The following is an 18,440-nucleotide window of genomic DNA, read 5'->3' as shown; positions in this document are numbered from 1 at the left end:
AGGCACTTGTTGCCGTAGACCCGCAGCTCACCGGCGGCGGTGGAGGTCCACTTCTGGTTGTTCTGACCGTTGCAGTCCCAGATCTGCGCCAGCGCGCCGTTGCTCTGCGAGGCGCCGTTGACGTCCAGGCAGCGGTTCGACGCCACATTCCGCAACGCGCTCGTACCCGTAGACGGAGAGGGCGAGGGCGAGGGCGACGGGGACGGAGACGGGGAAGGCGAAGGCGATACGCTGGTCAGTTCCTTGATCCGGATGTTGCGGTACGCCACCTCGTTGCCGGCCCCGTGGTTCTGGATGCCGATGTAGCCCTGCTGGAGCGAGCGTGCCGGGTCGGCGTTGGTGAAGTCGTTGATCTTGGTGCCGTTCAGGAACACCTGCAGCCGCTCACCCTCCACCAGCAGCTCATAGGTGTTCCACTGGCCCGGCGGGTTGAGCGCCGCGTCGCGTGCGGCGATGTCCGCCGACTTGACGCCGTAGACCGCGCCGGTCGTCTTGTCCGGGGTGTCGGTCGCGTCGATCTGCACCTCGTACCCGGTGTTGAGCGCCGTCTGCGGGTCGCTGGTGGGCGGGAACCCGACGATCACCCCCGAGTTGGAGTCACCGGTCAGTTTCCAGTCGAGCTTGAGGGAGTAGGCGTGGAACTCCTTGGCGCCGTAGTACAGCATGCCCATGCCGCCCTGGGAGGTCAGCGTGGAGTCGCTGTTGGTGAACGACCCCGGCCCGACCTGCGACCAGCCCGTCGTCGACCCGTTGTACAGCGCCGTGTACCCGTTCTCCGGGCGACAGTCGGCGTTGACGGCCTTGGCCGCGTAGCGGATGCCGCCGAGCAGCAGCTTGCGGAAGTTCGTGTCGGCGTAGGACTCCTGGGTGTGGCCCAGGCCGGTGTAGAACGCGCGGCCGGACGACTGGGGGTGGCACCAGGTGATCGGGTGGTCGCCCATGTTGCCGCCGCTGTAGCTGGCCTCGTTCAGGTTCTGCAGCACGTGGACGTTCGCGCGGGGGTTGGTGCGGAAGTTGTACCACTCGTCGGTGCGTGTCCAGGTCGTCCCCAGGTGAGAGGTCGCGGCGTTCGCCCGGTCCTCGGTCCGTACGGTGGCCTGCTGGATCGCCGGGTGGTTGTTGAACCAGGCCCCCATCAGCTGCCCGTAGTAGGGCCAGTCGTACTCGGTGTCGGAGGCCGAATGCACACCCACATAACCGCCTCCGCCGTCCACGTACGACTGGAAGGCGGCCTGCTGGCTGTCGTTCAGCACATCACCGGTGGTGCTGAGGAACACCACCGCCTTGTACTGCGCGAGGTTGGAGGCGGTGAAGGTGTTCGAGTCCTCCGTCGCGTCGACGGCGAAGTCGTTGGCGGCCCCCAGATCGCGGATGGTCTGGATCCCGACGGGGATCGAGTCGTGCCGGAACGCGGCCGTCTTGGAGAACACCAGCACTTTGAAGGCGGCGGCCTCGGCCGGGATGGCGGGGATCACCGTCGCGGCGGCGGCGGTGAGCGCGAGCGCGGTCACCGACAAGCGTCGCAGCATGGGTGACTTCCGGTCGTGCCCCGCGCCGCGGCCGAGCGCGGCGGGGATCAGATGTCGGAGCATGGACGTCCTTCCGTCGCGGCGCCCGGCGCGGCCCCTTTCGATGGTGAAAGCGGGTCGCGCCGGGCGTCACATCAATTGGTGAGCGTGGTGCGGTCGAGGTCAGGCGGCCTTAGACGCGGGTCCACTTCTGGTTGTTCGAGCCGTTGCACGTCGCGATCTGCGCCTTGGTGCCGTTGGCGGTCGCGGTGACGTTCAGGCACTTGTTGGCCCCGACGGCGGTGATGCTGCCGTCGGAGTTGAGGCGCCACTTCTGGTTGTTCTGGCCGTTGCAGTCCCAGATGAGCACCGCGGTGCCGTCCGCGGTGCCGGCACCGTTGACGTCCAGGCACTTGTTGCCGTAGACCCGCAGCTCACTGGCGGCGGTGGAGGTCCACTGCTGGTTCGCACCGCTGTTGCAGTCCCAGATCTGCGCCAAGGCGCCGTTGGTCTGGGAGGCGCCGTTGACGTCCAGGCACCGGCTCGACGCCACATTCCGCAACGCGCCTGTACCCGTAGACGGAGAGGGGGACGGGGACGGTGACGGGGAGGTCACCGTGCCGGTGTCGAAGGTGAAGGCGTCAAGGTCGAACAGGTAGCCCTGTCCCGTCGCGCCGCGGAAGACCAGGTACAGCGTCGTGGCACCGGCCGGCGCGCCGCTGAGGTTCGCCGAGACGTCGGCGAAGGTGTCCCAGCTTCCGGTGGCCGCCACGTTCACCGTTCCCAGCAGCGTGCCCGTCGCCGAACCGGCCCGCACCTCGATCCGGCCGCCAACGCCCGCCGAGGCCACCCGGGCGGTGACCCTCGTCGCGTTGCTCAGGTTGTACGGCTGGAAGGAGATCCAGTCGCCGTCGTCGATGTAGCCGGCCGTCTTGCCGCCCTCGGCGGTGGTGTGGTCGGCCGTCTGGACGCCCTGCTGGGCGGCGAAGTGCTCGGCCTGCCGGTGACGCGGCTGGAGCGTACGGGTGTTGGTGGTGGTCAGGCCGCCGTTGTCGGTGTAGGAGGCCTGGAAGACGCCGTAGATGTTGGCCGCGGAGTCGTGCTCCCCGTCGATCGGCACCGCGATGGAGCCGGAGCAGCCGTTCTTGGAGGTGATCTGGTGGCTGTGGCTGTCGTGGCCGAGGAAGTAGGTGACGGTGACCTTGCTGCAGTCGATCGTGCCGTCCTCAGGGTCGCTGACGTTCACCTGGAACGGCACGGTGTCCCCGAAGGAGAACAGCTGTCCGTCGGTCGGGAGGGTCAGTGTCACCGTCGGGGCGGTGTTGCCGACGTTCACGAGCACGTTCGCGCTTCCGGTCAGCCCCTGAGGGTCGCGAACGGTGAGGGTCACGGTGTAGGAGCCGTTCGCGCTGTAGGTCTTGCTCGGGTTCGCCGAGGTCGACGTGGTGCCGTCGCCGAAGTTCCACGAGTACGTCAGCGCGCCGCCCTCGGGGTCGGAGCTGCCCGCCGAGGAGAAGTTCACCGTCAGCGGAGCGGGTCCCGACGTCTTGTCGGCGGCCGCCTTGGCGATCGGGTTGCGGTTGGCCTTGCCGATGTACTCGATGCGATACAGCGCCTGGTTGTTGCTTCCGGTGCCGTAGTCCAGGACGTAGAGGGCGCCGTCGGGGCCGAAGGCCATGTCCATGACCTGGGTGCCGGTCCAGGGGAACGCGGAGATCTCCCCGTAGCCGCCGTCCGACCTGACCTCGATCGCCTTGATCCAGCGGCGGCCGTACTCACCGGCGAAGAACCGCCCGTCGAGCGTCTGAGGGAACTTGACGGCCGAGCTCGAGTTCGGGTCGAAACGGTAGACCGGGCCGCCCATCGGCGACTCCGACCCGGAGCCGAACTCCGGCGGAGACCCGGAGTCCCCCGCGTACTTGATCCATGCCGGCCTCGCCGCGGGCAGCGTGGTCAGGCCGGTGTTGCGGAAGGAGTTGTTGGTCGGCCCGCCCGAGCAGTTGTACTTGGGCCCGGTGCTGTTGGTGGCGAAGTTCCACTCGTTGTAGGTCTCGCTGGTGGTGTTCGAGCCCGTGCAGTACGGCCAGCCGTAGTTGCCCGCACTGGTGATGCGGTTGAACTCCACCTGCCCTTGCGGCCCGCGGTTGGAGTTGGTCGACCCCGCGTCCGGCCCGTAGTCGCCCAGATAGACGACGCCGGTCGCCTTGTCCACGCTCATCCGGAACGGGTTCCGGAAGCCCATCCCGTAGATCTCCGGCCGGGTCTTCGCCGTGCCCGGCGGGAACAGGTTGCCGGAGGGGATCGTGTAGGTGCCGTCCGGCTGCGGCTTGATCCGCAGGAGCTTGCCGCGCAGGTCGTTGGTGTTCCCCGCGGTCCGCTGCACGTCGTACTGCGGGTTGCGGTCGGTCCGCTCGTCCAGTGGCGAGTAGCCGGCCGACTCGAAGGGATTGCTGTCGTCGCCGGTGGTCAGGTAGAGGTTCCCGGCGGCGTCGAAGTCGATGTCGCCGCCGACGTGACAGCACAGGCCGCGGTCGTTGGCCACCTCAAGCACGACCTTCTCACTGCTCAGGTCGAGCGTGTCGTCGGACTTGAGCGTGAACCGGGACAGGTTCAGGTGTCCCTTGAACGAGTCGAACTGCGACTGCGTGCCGTTGGAGGGCGCGTCACCGCTCGGCGTGCTCAGCCGCGGCGAGTAGTAGAGCCAGATGTACCGGTTCGACGCGAAGTTCGGGTCGACCGCCACACCCTGCAGGCCCTCCTCGTCGTGGCTGTAGACGTTGAGCTTGGCGGCCACCTTCGTGTTGCCGTTGACATCGGTGATGCGCACCGTGCCGTCGCGGGCCGTGTGGACGACCGACCGGTTCGGCATAACGGCCAGCGACATCGCCTCACCGAGCTCCCCACTGCCCGACGCGAGCGACACCTGCTGGTAGTCGGACGCGGGGATGGTCAGCGCGTCCGCCGGGGAGACGGTGAGCGCGAGGGCCGCAGGGGTGATCAGCGCCATCGTGGTCAGCGATCTGAGCCACAGACGTCGAAACATTCAACGTTCCTTCCTGACAATGCAGATCAGTCAGGGCAATGCGCGCGGCCGCGCCGTTGCCAGAGTTCCACTTCGTGCTAGAGGAGCCGCCTCTGGTTCCCACATCTGGCCGCTGATCGCGGAACCGGTCGTCAAGAAGGCGTCGATAGCCGATCGCCGTCGTGCGGAAAGGTCGGTTCTTTCGTCGAATCGATTCGAATAGAAAAGAGCCCGCCTCTGCTCCATTTTCCGAGCGAGGATGACGCTTCGTCAGACGGCGCCGACCAGGATCCACTGCTGCCGGTACCGCAACGGCAGGTCCATATCTGCACCTCGGCGCCGTCGGCGGTGACGTACCCGGACACGTCCCGCTATTCGTTCGCCCCGGCGGGACGACGGCCCCGCCTCGTCCACTGGCTCGTTCAATCGGTCACGTACTTCTCCCAAAGATGGCGCGCCTCACGGAACGCATGGCGAAGCGAGGCTGTGGACGTCAACGTGGCCGGCCACGATGCGGAGGGCGTCAAACGTCTCCACACCAAAAACCGTGTGATCCAGCCGCGCAGGTTCCGGCGGGAGCGCACCCCCGGGACCTTGCTACCAATTACGTTGGGAGCGCCCAGGGCCGTCAAGACCTTAAGCACACATATTTCTCACAGCGCACATCCAGGCTCGGTCCGTAGTTAACCACTTTGCCCCGTTCACCAGCGGCGATGCCTGGAAACGCACCCACCCGCCCGATCAGGCCTGCATGAAACGTTCAAAATGTGTCGTACTGATGGACTCCCCGCCTGACAGCCGGAAAGGTGCAGTGAGGAGCCGGAGGGGGGCTCCGCATCGCCTCGGCTCACTCCGGATCGCCCCGGACGCCGGGGGTCACGGCATCGCCGCCCGCACACTCGCGCAGTTCCTTGAAGGCCCATCCCGGTCCCGAACCGTGGCTGCACCAAGACAGAAAAGGCGCCGGTCTCAGCGCCCGTCCGCGTGCTCGAAACGATTCGAGAAGCCGGTCGTGAACGTTTCATCGCGGGCGTCAGCGGCCACGTGGCCCCTTCCCTGGCCAGGCGCAGGAGTGATGGATCGGCTGGAACGGGAGACCGCGCCGCGGAAGGCCGATTCTTGACGGGGCCGGTCAGGATCAGCTTTGCTCCGCTGCACCATCGCTTCCCGTTCCACGGAAGGAGGGAGATCCGATCACGGCGGCGTTGAGGAACGCCAGCACTCTATGACTCGCCGGGCCGACCGGACAATGGGCCGGACCGGCGGATAACGCGCCCGCGTCGAACCGGGATCGGCAGAGCCGGCTGCCAGAGACACCCGCGACGTCCGCCTAATCGGAAACGCTGAAAAAGCGGCTTCTCCAATCAGTTGTCACCATGAGAACGGCAAAGGTAATTGCGTTATGTTGAGGCATAGGTCCCTCTTCACCGCCATCGCGACCACAGCGCTGCTGGTCGTGGCCACGGCGCAGGTCGCGCTGGGCGATACCGCGACCACGCCGCTCACCGCGAAGAGTGCCCTGGCGGCCACCGCGGGATGCGGCAAGACTCCGACGCTGAGAAGCGGAACACAGTCGATCACGACTAGCGGGAAGAATCGCAGTTACATTCTGAGGATTCCCGACAACTACAACAACACCACCCCGTATCGGTTGTTCTTCGGGTTCCACTGGAACGGCGGCACCGCCAACGACGTCGACTCCGGCGGAACCAGTGGGTACCCCTGGTCGTACTACGGGCAGAGGGCGCTGTCGAACAACGGTGCGATCTTCGTCGCGCCGCAGGGCTTCAACAACGGCTGGGCCAACTCCGGCGGTGAGGACACCGTCTTCGTCGACGACATGATCCGGCGCATCGAGGCCGACCTCTGTGTCGACACCTCCCGGGTCTTCGCCATGGGCTTCAGCTACGGCGGCGGCATGAGCTACTCGCTCGCGTGCAACCGGGCGACGGTCTTCCGCGCGGTGGCGGTCTACTCCGGCGGACAGCTCAGCGGGTGCAGCGGCGGCACCGAGCCCGTCGCCTACATCGGGCTGCACGGCCTCAGGGACCCGGTGCTCCCCATCGCCACGGGCCGGTCGCTGCGCGACAGGTTCGTCCGCAACAACGGCTGCACCCCCCAGAACCCGCAGGAGCCGGCGCAGGGCAGCCTGACGCACACCGTCACCTACTACTCGGGATGCCGGGCCGGGTATCCGGTCGTCTGGGCCGCTTTCGACGCAGGGCACACCCCTGGCCCCTGGGACGGGTCCTCCGGCGACCTGAACCCCCACGAGAGGTCCTGGACCGGGCCACTGGTCTGGAGCTTCTTCTCCCAGTTCGGAGGAACCAACCCGAGCCCCAGCCCCAGCGCCACCCCCACCGGCTCGCCGACGGCCACACCGACCCCGTCGACCAGCCCGGGTACGGCGGGTGCGATCCGTGGTGTCGGGTCGGGCCGGTGCCTGGACGTCAACGGCGCCTCGCAGGCCAACGGCGCGCAGATCCATATCTGGGACTGCAACAGCGGCGCCAACCAGAGGTGGACCTCCACCAGTGCGGGTGAGCTGCGCGTCTACGGCAACAAGTGCCTGGACGTCACCGGCGCGGGCACGGCCGACGGCACCGCGGTGACCATCTGGGACTGCAACGGGCAGAACAACCAGAAGTGGCGCCTCAACTCCGACGGGACCATCACCGCCGTCGGAGCCGGCAAGTGCCTGGACGTGTCCGGCAACGGCACCGCCAACGGCACCAAGGTGCAGATCTGGAGCTGCACCGGCGCGAACAACCAGAAGTGGACCCGCGTCTGACATTCTTTGCGGGCCTTCGCCGGGACGACACATCGCTCCGGCGAAGGCCTGCGGCACGAGGCCGCGCGGCGCTCCCAACGCGGGGGCCGGCTACAGCCGGCGTGTGGGTGGACGCAACGCCCAGGAGAGGATTGCCAGCCCCACGAACACGGCAGGAGCGATGAGGTTGTCGACGGTGTGGTGCATGGCGACATGCGAGGCGATGGCGCACAGCATGTTGATCACGACGCCGGCGTAGGCCCATTCCTTCAGCCGTGGCAGTCCCGGGGCCGGCAACACCACCGCGGCGAGGATCTTCGCGACTCCCAGGATCGTGGCCAGGTAGCCCGGATACCCGAGATCAAGCAGGACCGGATAGAACGGCGGCGCCCTGAACAGGTCCATCGTGCCGCCGACCGCGGATTCACCGACCACGATCGCGGTGACCGTCCAGTAGACGCCGGACCGGCGACGAGGCCGGACGACGCTGGTTGACGCCGCGGTCATGACTGCCGGTCCCGCGCCGGGCCGGCCGGAGCGTCGCCGGACCGCTGAGGGGACGCCTGCGGGTCGGGTAGGGCGCGCGGCGGCTGTCCCACGAGTCGTCCGGTCGCGCGCCTGGTGCACCACAGCACCGGTTGCGCCCGTGCTCCGCCCTCACACTCGGACGACGATGTCACTCTCGCCATCGGACCACCCTTATCGATACGGGTCCGTTCTTTTACTACAAGTACGGTACCGTTTCGATGGAGGTGAGGCAATGGCCGGCAGTGCCAGTACAGGTGACAATCGCCCCGTGATGTCTCCCACCGTCTCCACGGCATCCCAAGACGTTTCCGCCGACTCACGGGAACCGATCTCACGCGGGGCCGGCGCGCGCCGGCGGGTGCTGCAGGCCGCTCTGCAGGTGCTCCGCGACGACGGCTTGGCCGGCTTCACCATGGAGGCCGTCGCGCGGCGCGCCGGCGCGAGCAAGGCGACCCTGTACCGGCACTGGCCCACCTCGGGCGCGCTCATGATCGACGCCATGGACGCCACATTCCAGCCCTTCCCCGTGCCCGACACCGGCCGGGTGGACACCGACGTCGCCCAGATCCTCGCCGCCTTCGTCACCCTTCTTGAGCGCACTCCGTTCCCGCGCCTGCTCGCGGCCTTCATCGATGCCGCCGAACGCGACCCCGCACTGGCAGCCCTCCACGCGGACCTGACCCGGCGCCGCCGCGAGCCGCTCCTGGTCGTGCTGGCCCGCGCCCGCGAGCGTGGCCAACTGCCCCGCGACCTCGACCCGGAGGTAACCACCGATCTGCTCACCAGCCCGTTCTTCTACCGCCGACTCATCGCGCACCAGCCCATCCCCCCAGGCCTCGTCGACGACGTCATCGCGCAGGTGCTCTCCAGGCCCAAGAGGCTGTGAGCGGATCTCCCAGGTGCCGAATCGACGTCACGCCGCCCTCGCCGGCCTGGCTCCGGACGGCCACGACGCTGTCCGTGCGGCGTGGGCTCGCAGTGGCCGTCCTCTCCCCATCGCGACTCGCAGATTCGCGTCTCACGGGACGAGTCGGCAGGCCGTGAGCGCGCCTGGCGGGTGGGCTGAGACTGCGGAACGGTGAAGGGAGCGGCTTCGAGGGTGTCAGAGCCGAAAGCCGATTCGGTCGGCTACAAGCTCGGTACGGACCAGTTCGAGAAGGCGGCCCAACCAGTTGCGCCCGGCGGAGTCGCGAGTGTCCCAGAATTGCGAATTGGCCCAGCTGTAGTGGATTCTCCCGTCTCCCGTTGCCAGGAGCACCTCGGCCAAGTCCGGATGCTGGACGAACTTCGCACGCATCAGGTCGGCCATGACTGTGAGGCGCACGTCTGACCAATGCGGCCGCCGCTCGGCTCCGGCCGCGATGTCGCGTGCCTCCCCGGGGCTCGGTGCCGTACGGATGCGCTCACGCAGAGATTCGTCGTTGGCAGACAAGGCCCAGTACGCGTGCTCGACCGTTGGATAGACGGCATCGGCCACCCTGATCGGGGCCGGGAAGTCGTTCCGCAGCCCATGCGCACGCGGATACATCGGACGACCGTAGTTGAGGTAGACCGTCGGCGATCGAGCCTCGGCGGGTCCGTCGGCTTCCCGCTGCGCGACTGCGGCCGGATGCGGCCGCCGCCAGTCCGCGAAGTACTGGAATGCCCATCTGCGGCCCTCCTCCGTGACGGCACAGTCGTCGGTCAATGCCTCACCATCGTCGACCTCGAAAAATACGTACTCATCCCATATCTCGCCCACTTCCGAGACGAGCAGGCGCAGCGGGATGTCACGGGCATCCATGTCGCCGAGTGCGTAGATCCGGTGATGCGCCGGGATCGCCTCGTAGGCGGCGCGCAGCGCGATCCGATCGGTTTCCGCACGCGAGTCGACGTAGCGCAGCACTGCCGTGATGCACCGGTCCGTGGAGTCGGGACGGCCATTCAAGCGGTCGATCGCGTCGACGACTTCCCCGAGCAGTTGCTCAGCCGTGATCCGGGTGACGGCTTCGCCGAACCGCCAGCGCGCCAGGTCGTGCGCGCTCGCCCAGGAACCCTCCTCGATGGTCGTCGCCACCCAACCGGCCTCGAGCTTGGCACGAAGCCCGTCGAGATCGCCCCACTCCCAGTAGAAGATCGCACCGTCGGCGAACACCTTCAGATCGGTCAGGTAGTAGTCGGCGCCGTTCCGAATGAAGATCGGCCGGAAGACTCCGTCGATCCGCTCCCCATCGACGATGCGATAGGTCCGATTCCCTTGCATCCGAGCCATCGTAGGCCCGGGTCACACCGCCTTCCGGTTGCCTCAGCGCCTGCATGCGTGGAGCCGCCGGCGCGGCCCCCTCCGCTCGGCGCCGGTCCGGTACGAGGCCTGCCCCGTCCAGCCCTGCGGTCCAATCGCGGTCCACTTCGCCACATCGATCACCACACATCGCCCGGCAGACCACCGGCATGTCGCCGGCCCCGCCTTCTCAGCCAGCCGGCCTTGCCACACCCTGAAGACCGATGCGAGCCTCGGCGACGGGCCACACTGTTCGATCTTCCATGCCTGGGGTCCGCCGTGTCAGAACGTCGTCGTCGCATCGGTCCGCGCCACGGCCTTGATCTGCTCGGAGGTCATGCCCTTCACATGCCGCAGGTCCGCGCCGCGTAGGTCCGCGCCCTTGAGACCCGCACCGCGCAAGTTCGCATCTGTCAGGTCGCTGCCGGTCAGGTCGGCGCCGGTCAGCACCGCACCGTACAGATTCGCACCGGAAAGGTTCGCCCGGCGCAGATCTGCGCCGGACAGATCCACGTCCGACAGAATCGCACCGGAAAGGACTGCGTCGTACAAGACGGCACGGCGCAGGTCCACGCTGCGTAAGACCGCATGGGACAAGACCGCGCCGGAGAGGTTCGCGTCAGACATGGCCACGCTGCCCAGGACCGCACCGGTCAGATCCGCGCCGGAGAGGTTCGCGTCAAGCATGTCTGCTTCCGTCAGGTCCGTACCTGAAAGATCTGTTTCGGAGAGATCCGCGTCTATCAGGTCGACTCCGCGTAAGGCTGTATGCGACAAGTCGAGCCCGCGGAAGTCAACCTCAGAGAGATCGACTTTCCGGAAGAGAGCTTTGTCAGTGCTCAGGTCGCTGACCACGTTGATCGCGGCGGCCACGTCCTCCAGCGGCTGCCCCTTCGACAGATGGGCATGGACCCGTACATAAGACACGAGCACCTGCGTGATCGTTGATCGATCTCGCTGGGAGTCCTTCGCAAGGCGCTCCAGCGCGTAGACGCCGCCCAGTCGGACATCGATCTTCGGTGAGCCGAGTTGCTCGACGGCTTTCGTGTACCGATCGGTGATTTGGCCTTCCCTGGTGGCGTCCAGAGATCTGGCGGACACCTCCAAAGTGCGGGCGGTGTAGACGAGGCCGGCGCCGGTGAATATGAGGCCGGCGACGACCACGAGACCGGTGGCGGCCTGGAGCAGGGTGCCGCGTGCGTTGTTGATCGCGTCGATCCGGTCCTTCGCGGTGAGCTGATCCAGATCGCGCCCGGTGAGCGGACGGCGTTCGCCGGCCATGCGCCGGGCGACTGGTCCGAGCAGCACGACCAGCGCCGCGACCGTCCCCATGCCTGCCATGATCACGGCGGCCGTCCATCGCGCCCATTCTGGGCCGGACCCGGCAATCAGCCACCCCATCCCGGCCACGATCGCCGTCAACACGATCGCCCAGGCACCGTCTCGAAGCAGCCGCCTCCGCACACCTCCATTTCAGCCGTTCAGGATCATCCTCGGATGAACACCGGCCTGTCGTAGCCGTAGCGTGACCGAGCCGCCGAGCTGAGCGATGCCGAGTGGGAGCAGCGCACCTCGCGGCGGACTTCGGGGAGGCGGTGCAGTACAGCTGCTACGAGGGCGCCAACCAGGTGCGGGTGTCGCCACAGTGGTTCTGGCCCACCTGATCTTCACCGCTCCCCCGGCCGAGTTCGTTGCCGCGGATCATCGGGAAACGGACGCGAACCGGAATGCTCCTGCCCTTTGAAGCACATCAGCGGGATTCAAGCCGACCGCTCGCACTTGGATGATCACGTCGTCCGGGCCGACGACCGGAGCGGGACGCTCGACGAGACGAAGGACGTCGGGTCCGCCATAGCGGGTGTACTCGCACGCCTTCATCGTCATGGCTTCCTCCGTCGCGGCGTCCACGGACGCTCGCTAGACCGTTGGTATAACTATCCAACGTCTGATGTATCGTTGGTATACATGGAGTCGGGTAAGAAGCGTCTGATGGAGGCTGCGCGTTCGCTGCTCGCTGAGCATCCGCATCGCGAGCCGAGCACTCGCGAGCTGTATGAGGCGGCCGGCGTGGCCGCGCCCACGCTGTACCACCACTTCGGCGACAAGGACGGTCTGCTCCAGGCCGTCACCGAGGAAGCCTTCGCCGCGTATCTGGAGCGCAAGCGCGCCGTTCCTCGCTCCGGTGACCTGCTGGTCGATTTCGCGGCGGGCTGGGACATGCACATCGGCTTCGGCGTGGAGAACCCTGTGCTGTACGCGTTCATGCATGACCGCGCGGAGGGTCGCAGTACCCGGGCGGCACAGATCGCCGAGGCGGAGCTGCGTCGCGGCCTGGAGAGGCTCGCCGAGGCGGGACTGCTCCTGATGGACGTGGACGAGGCGGCCGCGATGACGACGGCGATGGCGATCGGATGCGTCACCCAGCTCAATCACCGCGGCGGGTCCGCCACCGGGCCCTTGGCACGATCGATGCACATGGCGTTGATGTCCGAACTCACCGGCCACTCATCAGAGCCCACCGACGCCGATCAGGCCGCGCGGCTGCTGCTCGCCAGGCTCGGCTCTGCCTCGGGACTGTTCACGCGGGCCGAGGAAGCCCTGCTGCGGCAGTGGTTGCACGCCCTGACCGAACACTTTGCCCCTATGCAGAACGCACGAGAAGAAGGACAAGACGAGTGACCAGTGCCACCAACGAGGATTTCGCGGCCACCCATCTGCTGGGAGGGCGAGATCGCGTGCCGCGCCTCGGATACGGCGCCATGCAGTTGGCCGGTCCCGGAGTGATCGGGCTGCCCGAAGACGTCACCGGCGCGATCGGGATTCTGCGCCAAGCCGTGGAGAAGGGCGTCCGATTCTTCGACACCGCCAACGCCTACGGCCCCCGCACGGTCAATCAGCTCATCGGACGGGCACTGAGCCCCTTCGCCGATGACATCGTGATCGGGAACAAGGTCGGAGCATGGCGCGGCCCCGCCGGAGAGTGGTTGACCGACAGCCGGCCGGAAACGGTGCGAACGCAGGTCGAGGACGCACTGCTCGATCTCCGCACCGAGTCCAGTGCGCTCACTTACCTCCGGCTGTGGGGCGACAGTCAGGCGCCGGGGAACACGCCAGCCGAGGAGGTGCCGCTCGAAGAATCGCTCGGCGCCCTCGTCGAACTGCGCGAGGAAGGCAAGATCCGCCACATCGGCCTGTCCGGCGCCTCTCCCGAAATGTTGGAGCGCGCACAACAGATCACACCAATCGCCGCCGTTCAGAATCGTTTCAACCTGATCGACCGCAGTGGCATCGAGGTTCTGGCCGCCTGCGAACACGACGGCATCGCGTTCGTGCCCTACTTCCCCCTCGCCACCGGCTCCCTCGGCGAACCTGAGGCGCTCACGCGGCCAGCTCAGCGACTCGGCGTCCCTACGTCCACGGTTGCTCTAGCCTGGCTGCTTCGGCGCTCACCCGTGATCATCCCGATTCCCGGCACCAAGTCCTCGGAACACCTGGCTGACAACATCCACGCGACCGAGATCGCACCCCACCTCACCGATGAAGAGATCCGAGTACTGACCGGGGTCGAGAACGAGGACTCCGCGACACTGAACACGATGTCGACGCAGATGGTCGACGCTCTGACACGTCGCCGGCGCGCGTCCGCCTGAGCAGCGTCAGACAAGCCAGATGGCAGCAGCACGTAGAAGCTGTTTCGCTCGGGCACTGGCGGTCGGTGAACTTATGTGGCGACCACGTGGAACTCAAGCAACCGAATCCGAGAGTCACCAGGTTCTCGCCGGTACTCGCGCGAAACGCTTCCGTCCATCGTCCAGCCGGTGGACCCAGCCGCGCAGGCAAGACACTCGCGCACAAGCTGGCCCACGTGAAGCTGCACGGCACCGGCACCGGCACCGGCACCGGCAACGAGGACGGGCCGCGGCCGGGGCGATCCTCGATGCGCCGCCGACCGTACAGCTCGGCGGCGGCACCGCATCAAGGTCACCGAAGGACCCGGCTCACGAGCCGCCGGCCTGGCCATGGCATTTAAGCTGATCGAGTCCGCCGAAGCCCGCTGGCACGCCGTCAATGCCCCCCACCTGGTGGCTCTCGTCCGGGCTGGGGCCCGTTGCGAAGGGGGCCGGCTGGTCGAGCGAGAGGAGCCGGCCGCGTGAACGACCGCGTCCGCCTTTGGTGCCTGCGCCATGCCGAGTCCCAGAACGTCACCACCGGCATCGCCGGAGCCGTTCCGACCGCGCCGCTGACGGCGCGCGGCCACCACCAGGCCATCGACGCAGCCAGCGCGCTCGCGGCCGAGCCGATCACCAGTATCTACTCCAGCACAGCATTGCTGGCACGGCAGACCGCAAAGCACCTCGCGGCCCCGCCGGGTCTCGATCGAGCTGCGCAGGGCGTGGTTGGCGTATATGACCATGCTGAAGCCGCGCCCGGCCAGTTCGGCGGTGGTCACGTGGTGGTAGGTGGTCGGCACCACGATGACGGGAAGCTCCCCGCGGTACCGTTCCCGGAAGGCGAACACCTCCTCCGGGCCCTGCTGCTTGGAATGGATCAGAAGAGCGTCGGCGCCCGCGCGCTCGTACACCTGGGCCCGGTAGAGGGCCTCGTCCAGGCCACGACCCGAGATCAGCGCCTCGATCCTCGCCACGACCACCAGCTCGCTGCTGCGACGGCACTCCACGGCGGCGCGGATCTTGGCCGCGAAATCCGCGGGCGAGATGAGCTCGTGGTCGCCCTCCAGGAAGCTGTTCAGTTTGGGAAACAGCTTGTCTTCGATGCACACACCCGCCACGCCGCGGGCCTCGTAGGCGCGGACCATGTGGGCGACGTTGTTCGCGTTGCCGAATCCCGAGTCGCAGTCCGCGAGGACCGGTATGGAGACCGCGCCGGCCATCGCGGCGGCCGCCTCGAGGCATTCCGACATGGTCAGGATATTCGCGTCCGGGACGCCTGCCGTCGCGGATATCTCCAGTCCGCTCGACCAGATGAGATCGAAACCGGCTTCCTCGGCGATCCGGGCGCTCAACGCGCTGTGGCCACCGGCGGCGCGAAGCAACTTACCGCTTCGTAGCGCGGTACGAAGGCTCACGGTCAAGAAGACACCCCGATCTCCGACCTGAATCTGGCCACGATCTCCTGCGGAGAGTGGGTGACGCGGGGCCCCGGTTTGCGGTTTCGCGGCAGGCACCGGAAATGAACAAGGGCAGGGGTGTCGTGCAGTTCGAGGACGCGGAAGGACTCCGCGGAGTCGATCGGGTGCGCGCTGACATAGCCGCATCCGACGGCCGTCGCCGACGCGTCGCGCGGCTGAACCGTCCGCTGGCCGCCCGTGCTCTCGTGCCGGGAATTGTCCAGAACGACGTGCACGATGTCCGGAGCGAGCGCGCCTATCATCGGGAGGCAGCCGAGGTTCATGGCCAGCGAGCCGTCTCCGTCCAGGATCACGACCCTTCGGCCAGGCCTGGCCAGGGCCACGCCGAGCGCCAGCGGCGCCGCCATGCCCATCGAGCCCACCATGTAGAAGTTCGCCGGCCGGTCCGAGAGGCCGAACAGGTCGCGCGTGATGAACCCGCACGTGGAGACGTAAAGCGCCTCCGGAAACCGGTCGAGAACCAGGCCGATCGCCTCGCGCGTCTCCAGCACCGCTAGACCTCGTCCCGCACGATGAGCACAGAGGTGCGTTCGCCGAGGTGACCCAGCCACGTCTCGACCGACAGCTGGACGTCCGAGCAGTCGAGGATGTTCCAGGGAATGCGGAAGACGTCCAGCAGATTGGTGAGCTCCCTGCCGATGACCTCGTGCTCGACCGCGTCGTTTCCGTCGTGTCCCCGCCAGCTGACGATCAGCGGGAGATGCACCCCGTAGACGAGGTTGAACGACGTCAGGACATTGAGCCCGTAGCCCAGCCCGGAATTCTGCATGAGCACCACGGCCCCGCGTCCCGCCACGGTCAGTCCCGACGCCACGCCGAGCGCCGTGTCCTCTCGCGGCGCCGGAAAGTAGCGGACGGGCCCGTCGGGCCCGGAGCTCTCCAGAACCGCGAATATTCCGCTCAGCATCGAACAGGGAACACCGGTGAATTCGGTATATCCGCGATCGACAAGAGCCCGGACCAGCGTCGCTGCCGGCATTCGGCACCTCGTTTTCGACGACCAGGGTGGCGGGTGCCAATCATGGTAAGCACCGGACAGGAAGCGGCGATAGGCCCGTGGAGCCCCGGGCGTGGCCAGCGGTGCGCGAGGCCGTCGTGACCCGATCGACCGGGCCGTCCGGCGCGGTCAGAGAGTCATCGCGGTGAGCTGGGCGTCCGGACGCGTCGCCGCGTCGGTGTCGCCGTCGACGTAGAGAACCACTCCGGTGGTGAAGCGGGCCTCGGGCATGAGGAACCGGTGCACCCGGCACGCGATGTCCTCGGGACGCCCGAACACGCCGAGCGGCATTGGCGTCGGGAACTCGTCCGGGTCCTGGCCGGCGGCGACGAGCTCAACATGGACGACGACGTCCCCGGCGGGTTCTGGCTGGACGAGAGCCTCCAGGTCGCCCAGCGGCTCGAATGCGACGGCAGCCCCGACGCGCTGGAGCTGACCGCCGGAAGCTCACTGCCCAACCCCATGTACCTGTTCCGCGGGGACGCCCCGGTCCGCGAGTTCGCCGCCACGTTCAGGCGGCCCATGCGGCTCGGCATCCGGCTGGTCGGCGACCGGTTCATCCGCGCCTACCCCTACCAGGAGGCGCACTTGCCTGGCTGCCGGGAACGCCGGAGGCGCCGGGGGGTGCCGGGGCCCTGTCCGCCCTCTCCAGCCGGCGGCGGCCGGGCCACCTCCAGAGGAAGCCTGGTCAAACCTCCTCCGGGTGTGATCCGCGCCATATTTCGGTCCGGCCGGAATCCTTCTCTCGGTGCGGGATGTTGCCATTCCGGACAATTCCCCCAAAGAAGGACAAGGACGTGCCCTTGCCCGCGGCGACGCTGCGCTCCCTTCGTCATCACAACTACCGCCTGTGGGCAGGAGCAGACCTGGTCTCGGTCACCGGCACCTGGATGCAGGTGCTGGGGGTCAACTGGCTGATCCTCTCGGCCACCGGGTCGGCGACCAGCGTGGGCCTCAGCCTGGTCCTCCAGGCCGCACCCACGCTCCTGCTGGGGCTGTGGGGCGGCTCCCTGGCCGACCGGCTCCCCGCCCGCCCGGTCGTGCTCGCCACGCAGGTGGCCCAGGCGGCGCTCGCCGCTCTCCTCGCGCTCGCCGCCGCGGGCGCCCCCGGCTCGGTGGCACCGGTGTACGCCATCGTGTTCGCGAGCGGCGTCGTGAACGCCATCGGCGGCCCGGCCCTCGGCAGATTCGGCGCCAATGTGGTCCCCGCACGGGACCTGCCGAACACCTTCGCGCTGGGATCGATCATCAATTCGGCCGGCCGCATCCTCGGCATGAGCCTGGCCGGGGCCCTTCTCCCGCTCACCGGCACGGCCGGCCTGTTCCTCGTCAACGCCCTGAGCTTCGCCGCCGTCATCGTGGCCGTCCTCGCCATGCGCGCCTCCGAAATGCACCGGCTCCTGCGCTCCGAGACGGACCGGGGCGGCGTGCGGGCCGGCCTGTCCTACGTGCTTCGCACGCCCTGGCTCGTGGTGCTGCTGGCGCTCGCGCTGATTCTGGGCAGCCTGGGCCGCAACTACCAGGTCACCATGGCGGCGATGAGCTCCGGACCGCTGGCCGCGGGCGCCGGAGGATACGGGCTGCTGTCGACGGTCTTCGCGATCGGCACCGTGATCGGCGGGGTCATCGCCGCCGGACGTCCCCGCCTCACGGTGGCCCTGCTGCTCGTCACCGCGCTGCTGACCGGCGTGGGCCAGAGCGTCAGCGGCTTCATGCCCGGCCTGGCCGCCTTCGCCGTGCTCATGCTGCCGATCGCCGCTGGCGCTGTGATCATCGACACCACCTTCGCGACCCGCGCCCAGCTGGACAGCCCCGACCACATGCGCGGCCGGATCATCGCCGTCCAGAGCGTGGTCAGCGCGGGCGCGGGGGCCATCGGCGGGCCGCTCCTCGGCCTGCTCTGCGACATCGTGGGCCCCCGCGTGACTTTGCAGGTCACCGGTGTCGCGGTGGTCCTGGCCACCGTGGCCGCCGGGCTCGCCCTGGCCCGGCTGCGCGAGCGCGCGCCGGCCCGGCCCACACTCGCGCACGCGGCTCCCCTCCAGTCGCCGGCCGTGCCTGAGCCGCCCGCCCGGGAGCCCGCCCAGCAGCGTGTTCCCGCCGGTGTGGTGTCCGGCGTGGCGGCCGGTTCGGCCGAGCAGGCGCCCGCGCTGGCATGATCCGTCCGCCCTGGCCGTCTCCCCAGCCGAGCGCCGCATCTCCCACG

General features: G+C 68.0%; 14 protein-coding genes and 3 pseudogenes. 7 read left to right on the top strand and 10 right to left on the bottom strand.

Going from position 1 to position 18,440, the window contains the following annotated elements; all coding sequences use genetic code 11:
- A partial coding sequence (locus tag AB0B72_RS32335) for a ThuA domain-containing protein (protein WP_367743083.1) occupies positions 1-1,592 on the bottom strand: 1,592 nt, incomplete at its 3' end.
- 109 nt (positions 1,593-1,701) lie between these two features.
- Positions 1,702-4,551 carry a carbohydrate-binding protein gene (locus AB0B72_RS32330; RefSeq protein ID WP_367743081.1) on the bottom strand — a complete coding sequence of 950 codons (2,850 nt, stop codon included), beginning with the start codon at positions 4,549-4,551 and terminating at the stop codon, positions 1,702-1,704.
- Positions 4,552-5,932: 1,381 nt separating this feature from the next.
- On the opposite strand from AB0B72_RS32330, the gene AB0B72_RS32325 reads away from it, so the two are divergent.
- A complete protein-coding gene (locus AB0B72_RS32325) occupies positions 5,933-7,321 on the top strand; it encodes a lectin (protein ID WP_367743079.1) in 1,389 nt (462 codons plus the stop codon).
- Between the two features lie 90 nt (positions 7,322-7,411).
- On the opposite strand, the gene AB0B72_RS32320 is transcribed toward AB0B72_RS32325, so the two are convergent.
- Positions 7,412-7,807, bottom strand: a complete 396-nt coding sequence (locus AB0B72_RS32320) for a DoxX family protein (RefSeq protein ID WP_367743078.1) — start codon at positions 7,805-7,807, stop codon at positions 7,412-7,414.
- Positions 7,808-8,099: 292 nt separating this feature from the next.
- On the opposite strand from AB0B72_RS32320, the gene AB0B72_RS32315 reads away from it, so the two are divergent.
- The gene (locus tag AB0B72_RS32315; protein WP_367743085.1) at positions 8,100-8,714 is read left to right on the top strand and encodes a TetR/AcrR family transcriptional regulator; all 615 of its coding nucleotides are present in this window, start codon (positions 8,100-8,102) and stop codon (positions 8,712-8,714) included.
- 216 nt (positions 8,715-8,930) lie between these two features.
- Here AB0B72_RS32315 and AB0B72_RS32310 read toward each other — a convergent pair whose 3' ends face one another.
- From AB0B72_RS32310 to AB0B72_RS32300, 3 genes are all read right to left on the bottom strand, one after another.
- A complete protein-coding gene (locus tag AB0B72_RS32310; RefSeq protein ID WP_367743077.1) occupies positions 8,931-10,070 on the bottom strand; it encodes an NADAR family protein in 1,140 nt (379 codons plus the stop codon).
- A gap of 300 nt (positions 10,071-10,370) precedes the next feature.
- Complete coding sequence (locus tag AB0B72_RS32305; protein ID WP_367743076.1) at positions 10,371-11,552, bottom strand: pentapeptide repeat-containing protein; 1,182 nt, start codon at positions 11,550-11,552, stop codon at positions 10,371-10,373.
- Positions 11,553-11,789: 237 nt separating this feature from the next.
- A complete protein-coding gene (locus tag AB0B72_RS32300; RefSeq protein WP_367743075.1) occupies positions 11,790-11,996 on the bottom strand; it encodes a hypothetical protein in 207 nt (68 codons plus the stop codon).
- Positions 11,997-12,053: 57 nt separating this feature from the next.
- Here AB0B72_RS32300 and AB0B72_RS32295 point away from each other — a divergent pair, with 57 nt between their 5' ends.
- The 4 genes and pseudogenes from AB0B72_RS32295 to AB0B72_RS32280 form a co-directional block, all read left to right on the top strand.
- Positions 12,054-12,767: a TetR/AcrR family transcriptional regulator gene (locus AB0B72_RS32295; RefSeq protein ID WP_367743074.1), complete on the top strand. Its 714-nt coding sequence runs from the start codon at positions 12,054-12,056 to the stop codon at positions 12,765-12,767.
- Positions 12,764-13,738 (top strand): aldo/keto reductase, encoded by a 975-nt coding sequence (locus tag AB0B72_RS32290; protein WP_367743073.1) that lies wholly within the window; start codon positions 12,764-12,766, stop codon positions 13,736-13,738. Before AB0B72_RS32295 ends, AB0B72_RS32290 begins: the two co-directional genes overlap by 4 nt.
- A gap of 327 nt (positions 13,739-14,065) precedes the next feature.
- Positions 14,066-14,242 (top strand): annotated as a pseudogene (locus AB0B72_RS32285) (IS256 family transposase); the annotation flags it as partial.
- Positions 14,239-14,400, top strand: a pseudogene (locus AB0B72_RS32280) (histidine phosphatase family protein); the annotation flags it as partial. The pseudogenes AB0B72_RS32285 and AB0B72_RS32280, both read left to right, overlap by 4 nt.
- Before the next feature lie 69 nt (positions 14,401-14,469).
- On the opposite strand, the pseudogene AB0B72_RS32275 reads toward AB0B72_RS32280, so the two are convergent.
- The 4 genes and pseudogenes from AB0B72_RS32275 to AB0B72_RS32260 all read right to left on the bottom strand — a co-directional run.
- A pseudogene (locus AB0B72_RS32275) lies at positions 14,470-15,174 on the bottom strand (isocitrate lyase/phosphoenolpyruvate mutase family protein); the annotation flags it as partial.
- A 2-nt stretch (positions 15,175-15,176) separates the two neighbouring features.
- A complete protein-coding gene (locus tag AB0B72_RS32270; RefSeq protein ID WP_367743072.1) occupies positions 15,177-15,728 on the bottom strand; it encodes a thiamine pyrophosphate-dependent enzyme in 552 nt (183 codons plus the stop codon).
- 2 nt (positions 15,729-15,730) lie between these two features.
- Positions 15,731-16,144 (bottom strand): hypothetical protein, encoded by a 414-nt coding sequence (locus AB0B72_RS32265; protein ID WP_367743071.1) that lies wholly within the window; start codon positions 16,142-16,144, stop codon positions 15,731-15,733.
- Positions 16,145-16,363: 219 nt separating this feature from the next.
- A complete protein-coding gene (locus AB0B72_RS32260; protein ID WP_367743070.1) occupies positions 16,364-16,525 on the bottom strand; it encodes a hypothetical protein in 162 nt (53 codons plus the stop codon).
- Positions 16,526-17,031: 506 nt separating this feature from the next.
- Here AB0B72_RS32260 and AB0B72_RS32255 point away from each other — a divergent pair.
- A complete protein-coding gene (locus AB0B72_RS32255) occupies positions 17,032-18,393 on the top strand; it encodes an MFS transporter (protein WP_367743069.1) in 1,362 nt (453 codons plus the stop codon).
- The last annotated feature ends 47 nt before the right edge of the window (positions 18,394-18,440 follow it).

Source organism: Microbispora sp. NPDC049125 (assembly GCF_040802045.1).
Taxonomy (GTDB): Bacteria; Actinomycetota; Actinomycetes; order Streptosporangiales; family Streptosporangiaceae; genus Microbispora.
This window is presented reverse-complemented; position numbering and strand designations above follow the sequence as displayed.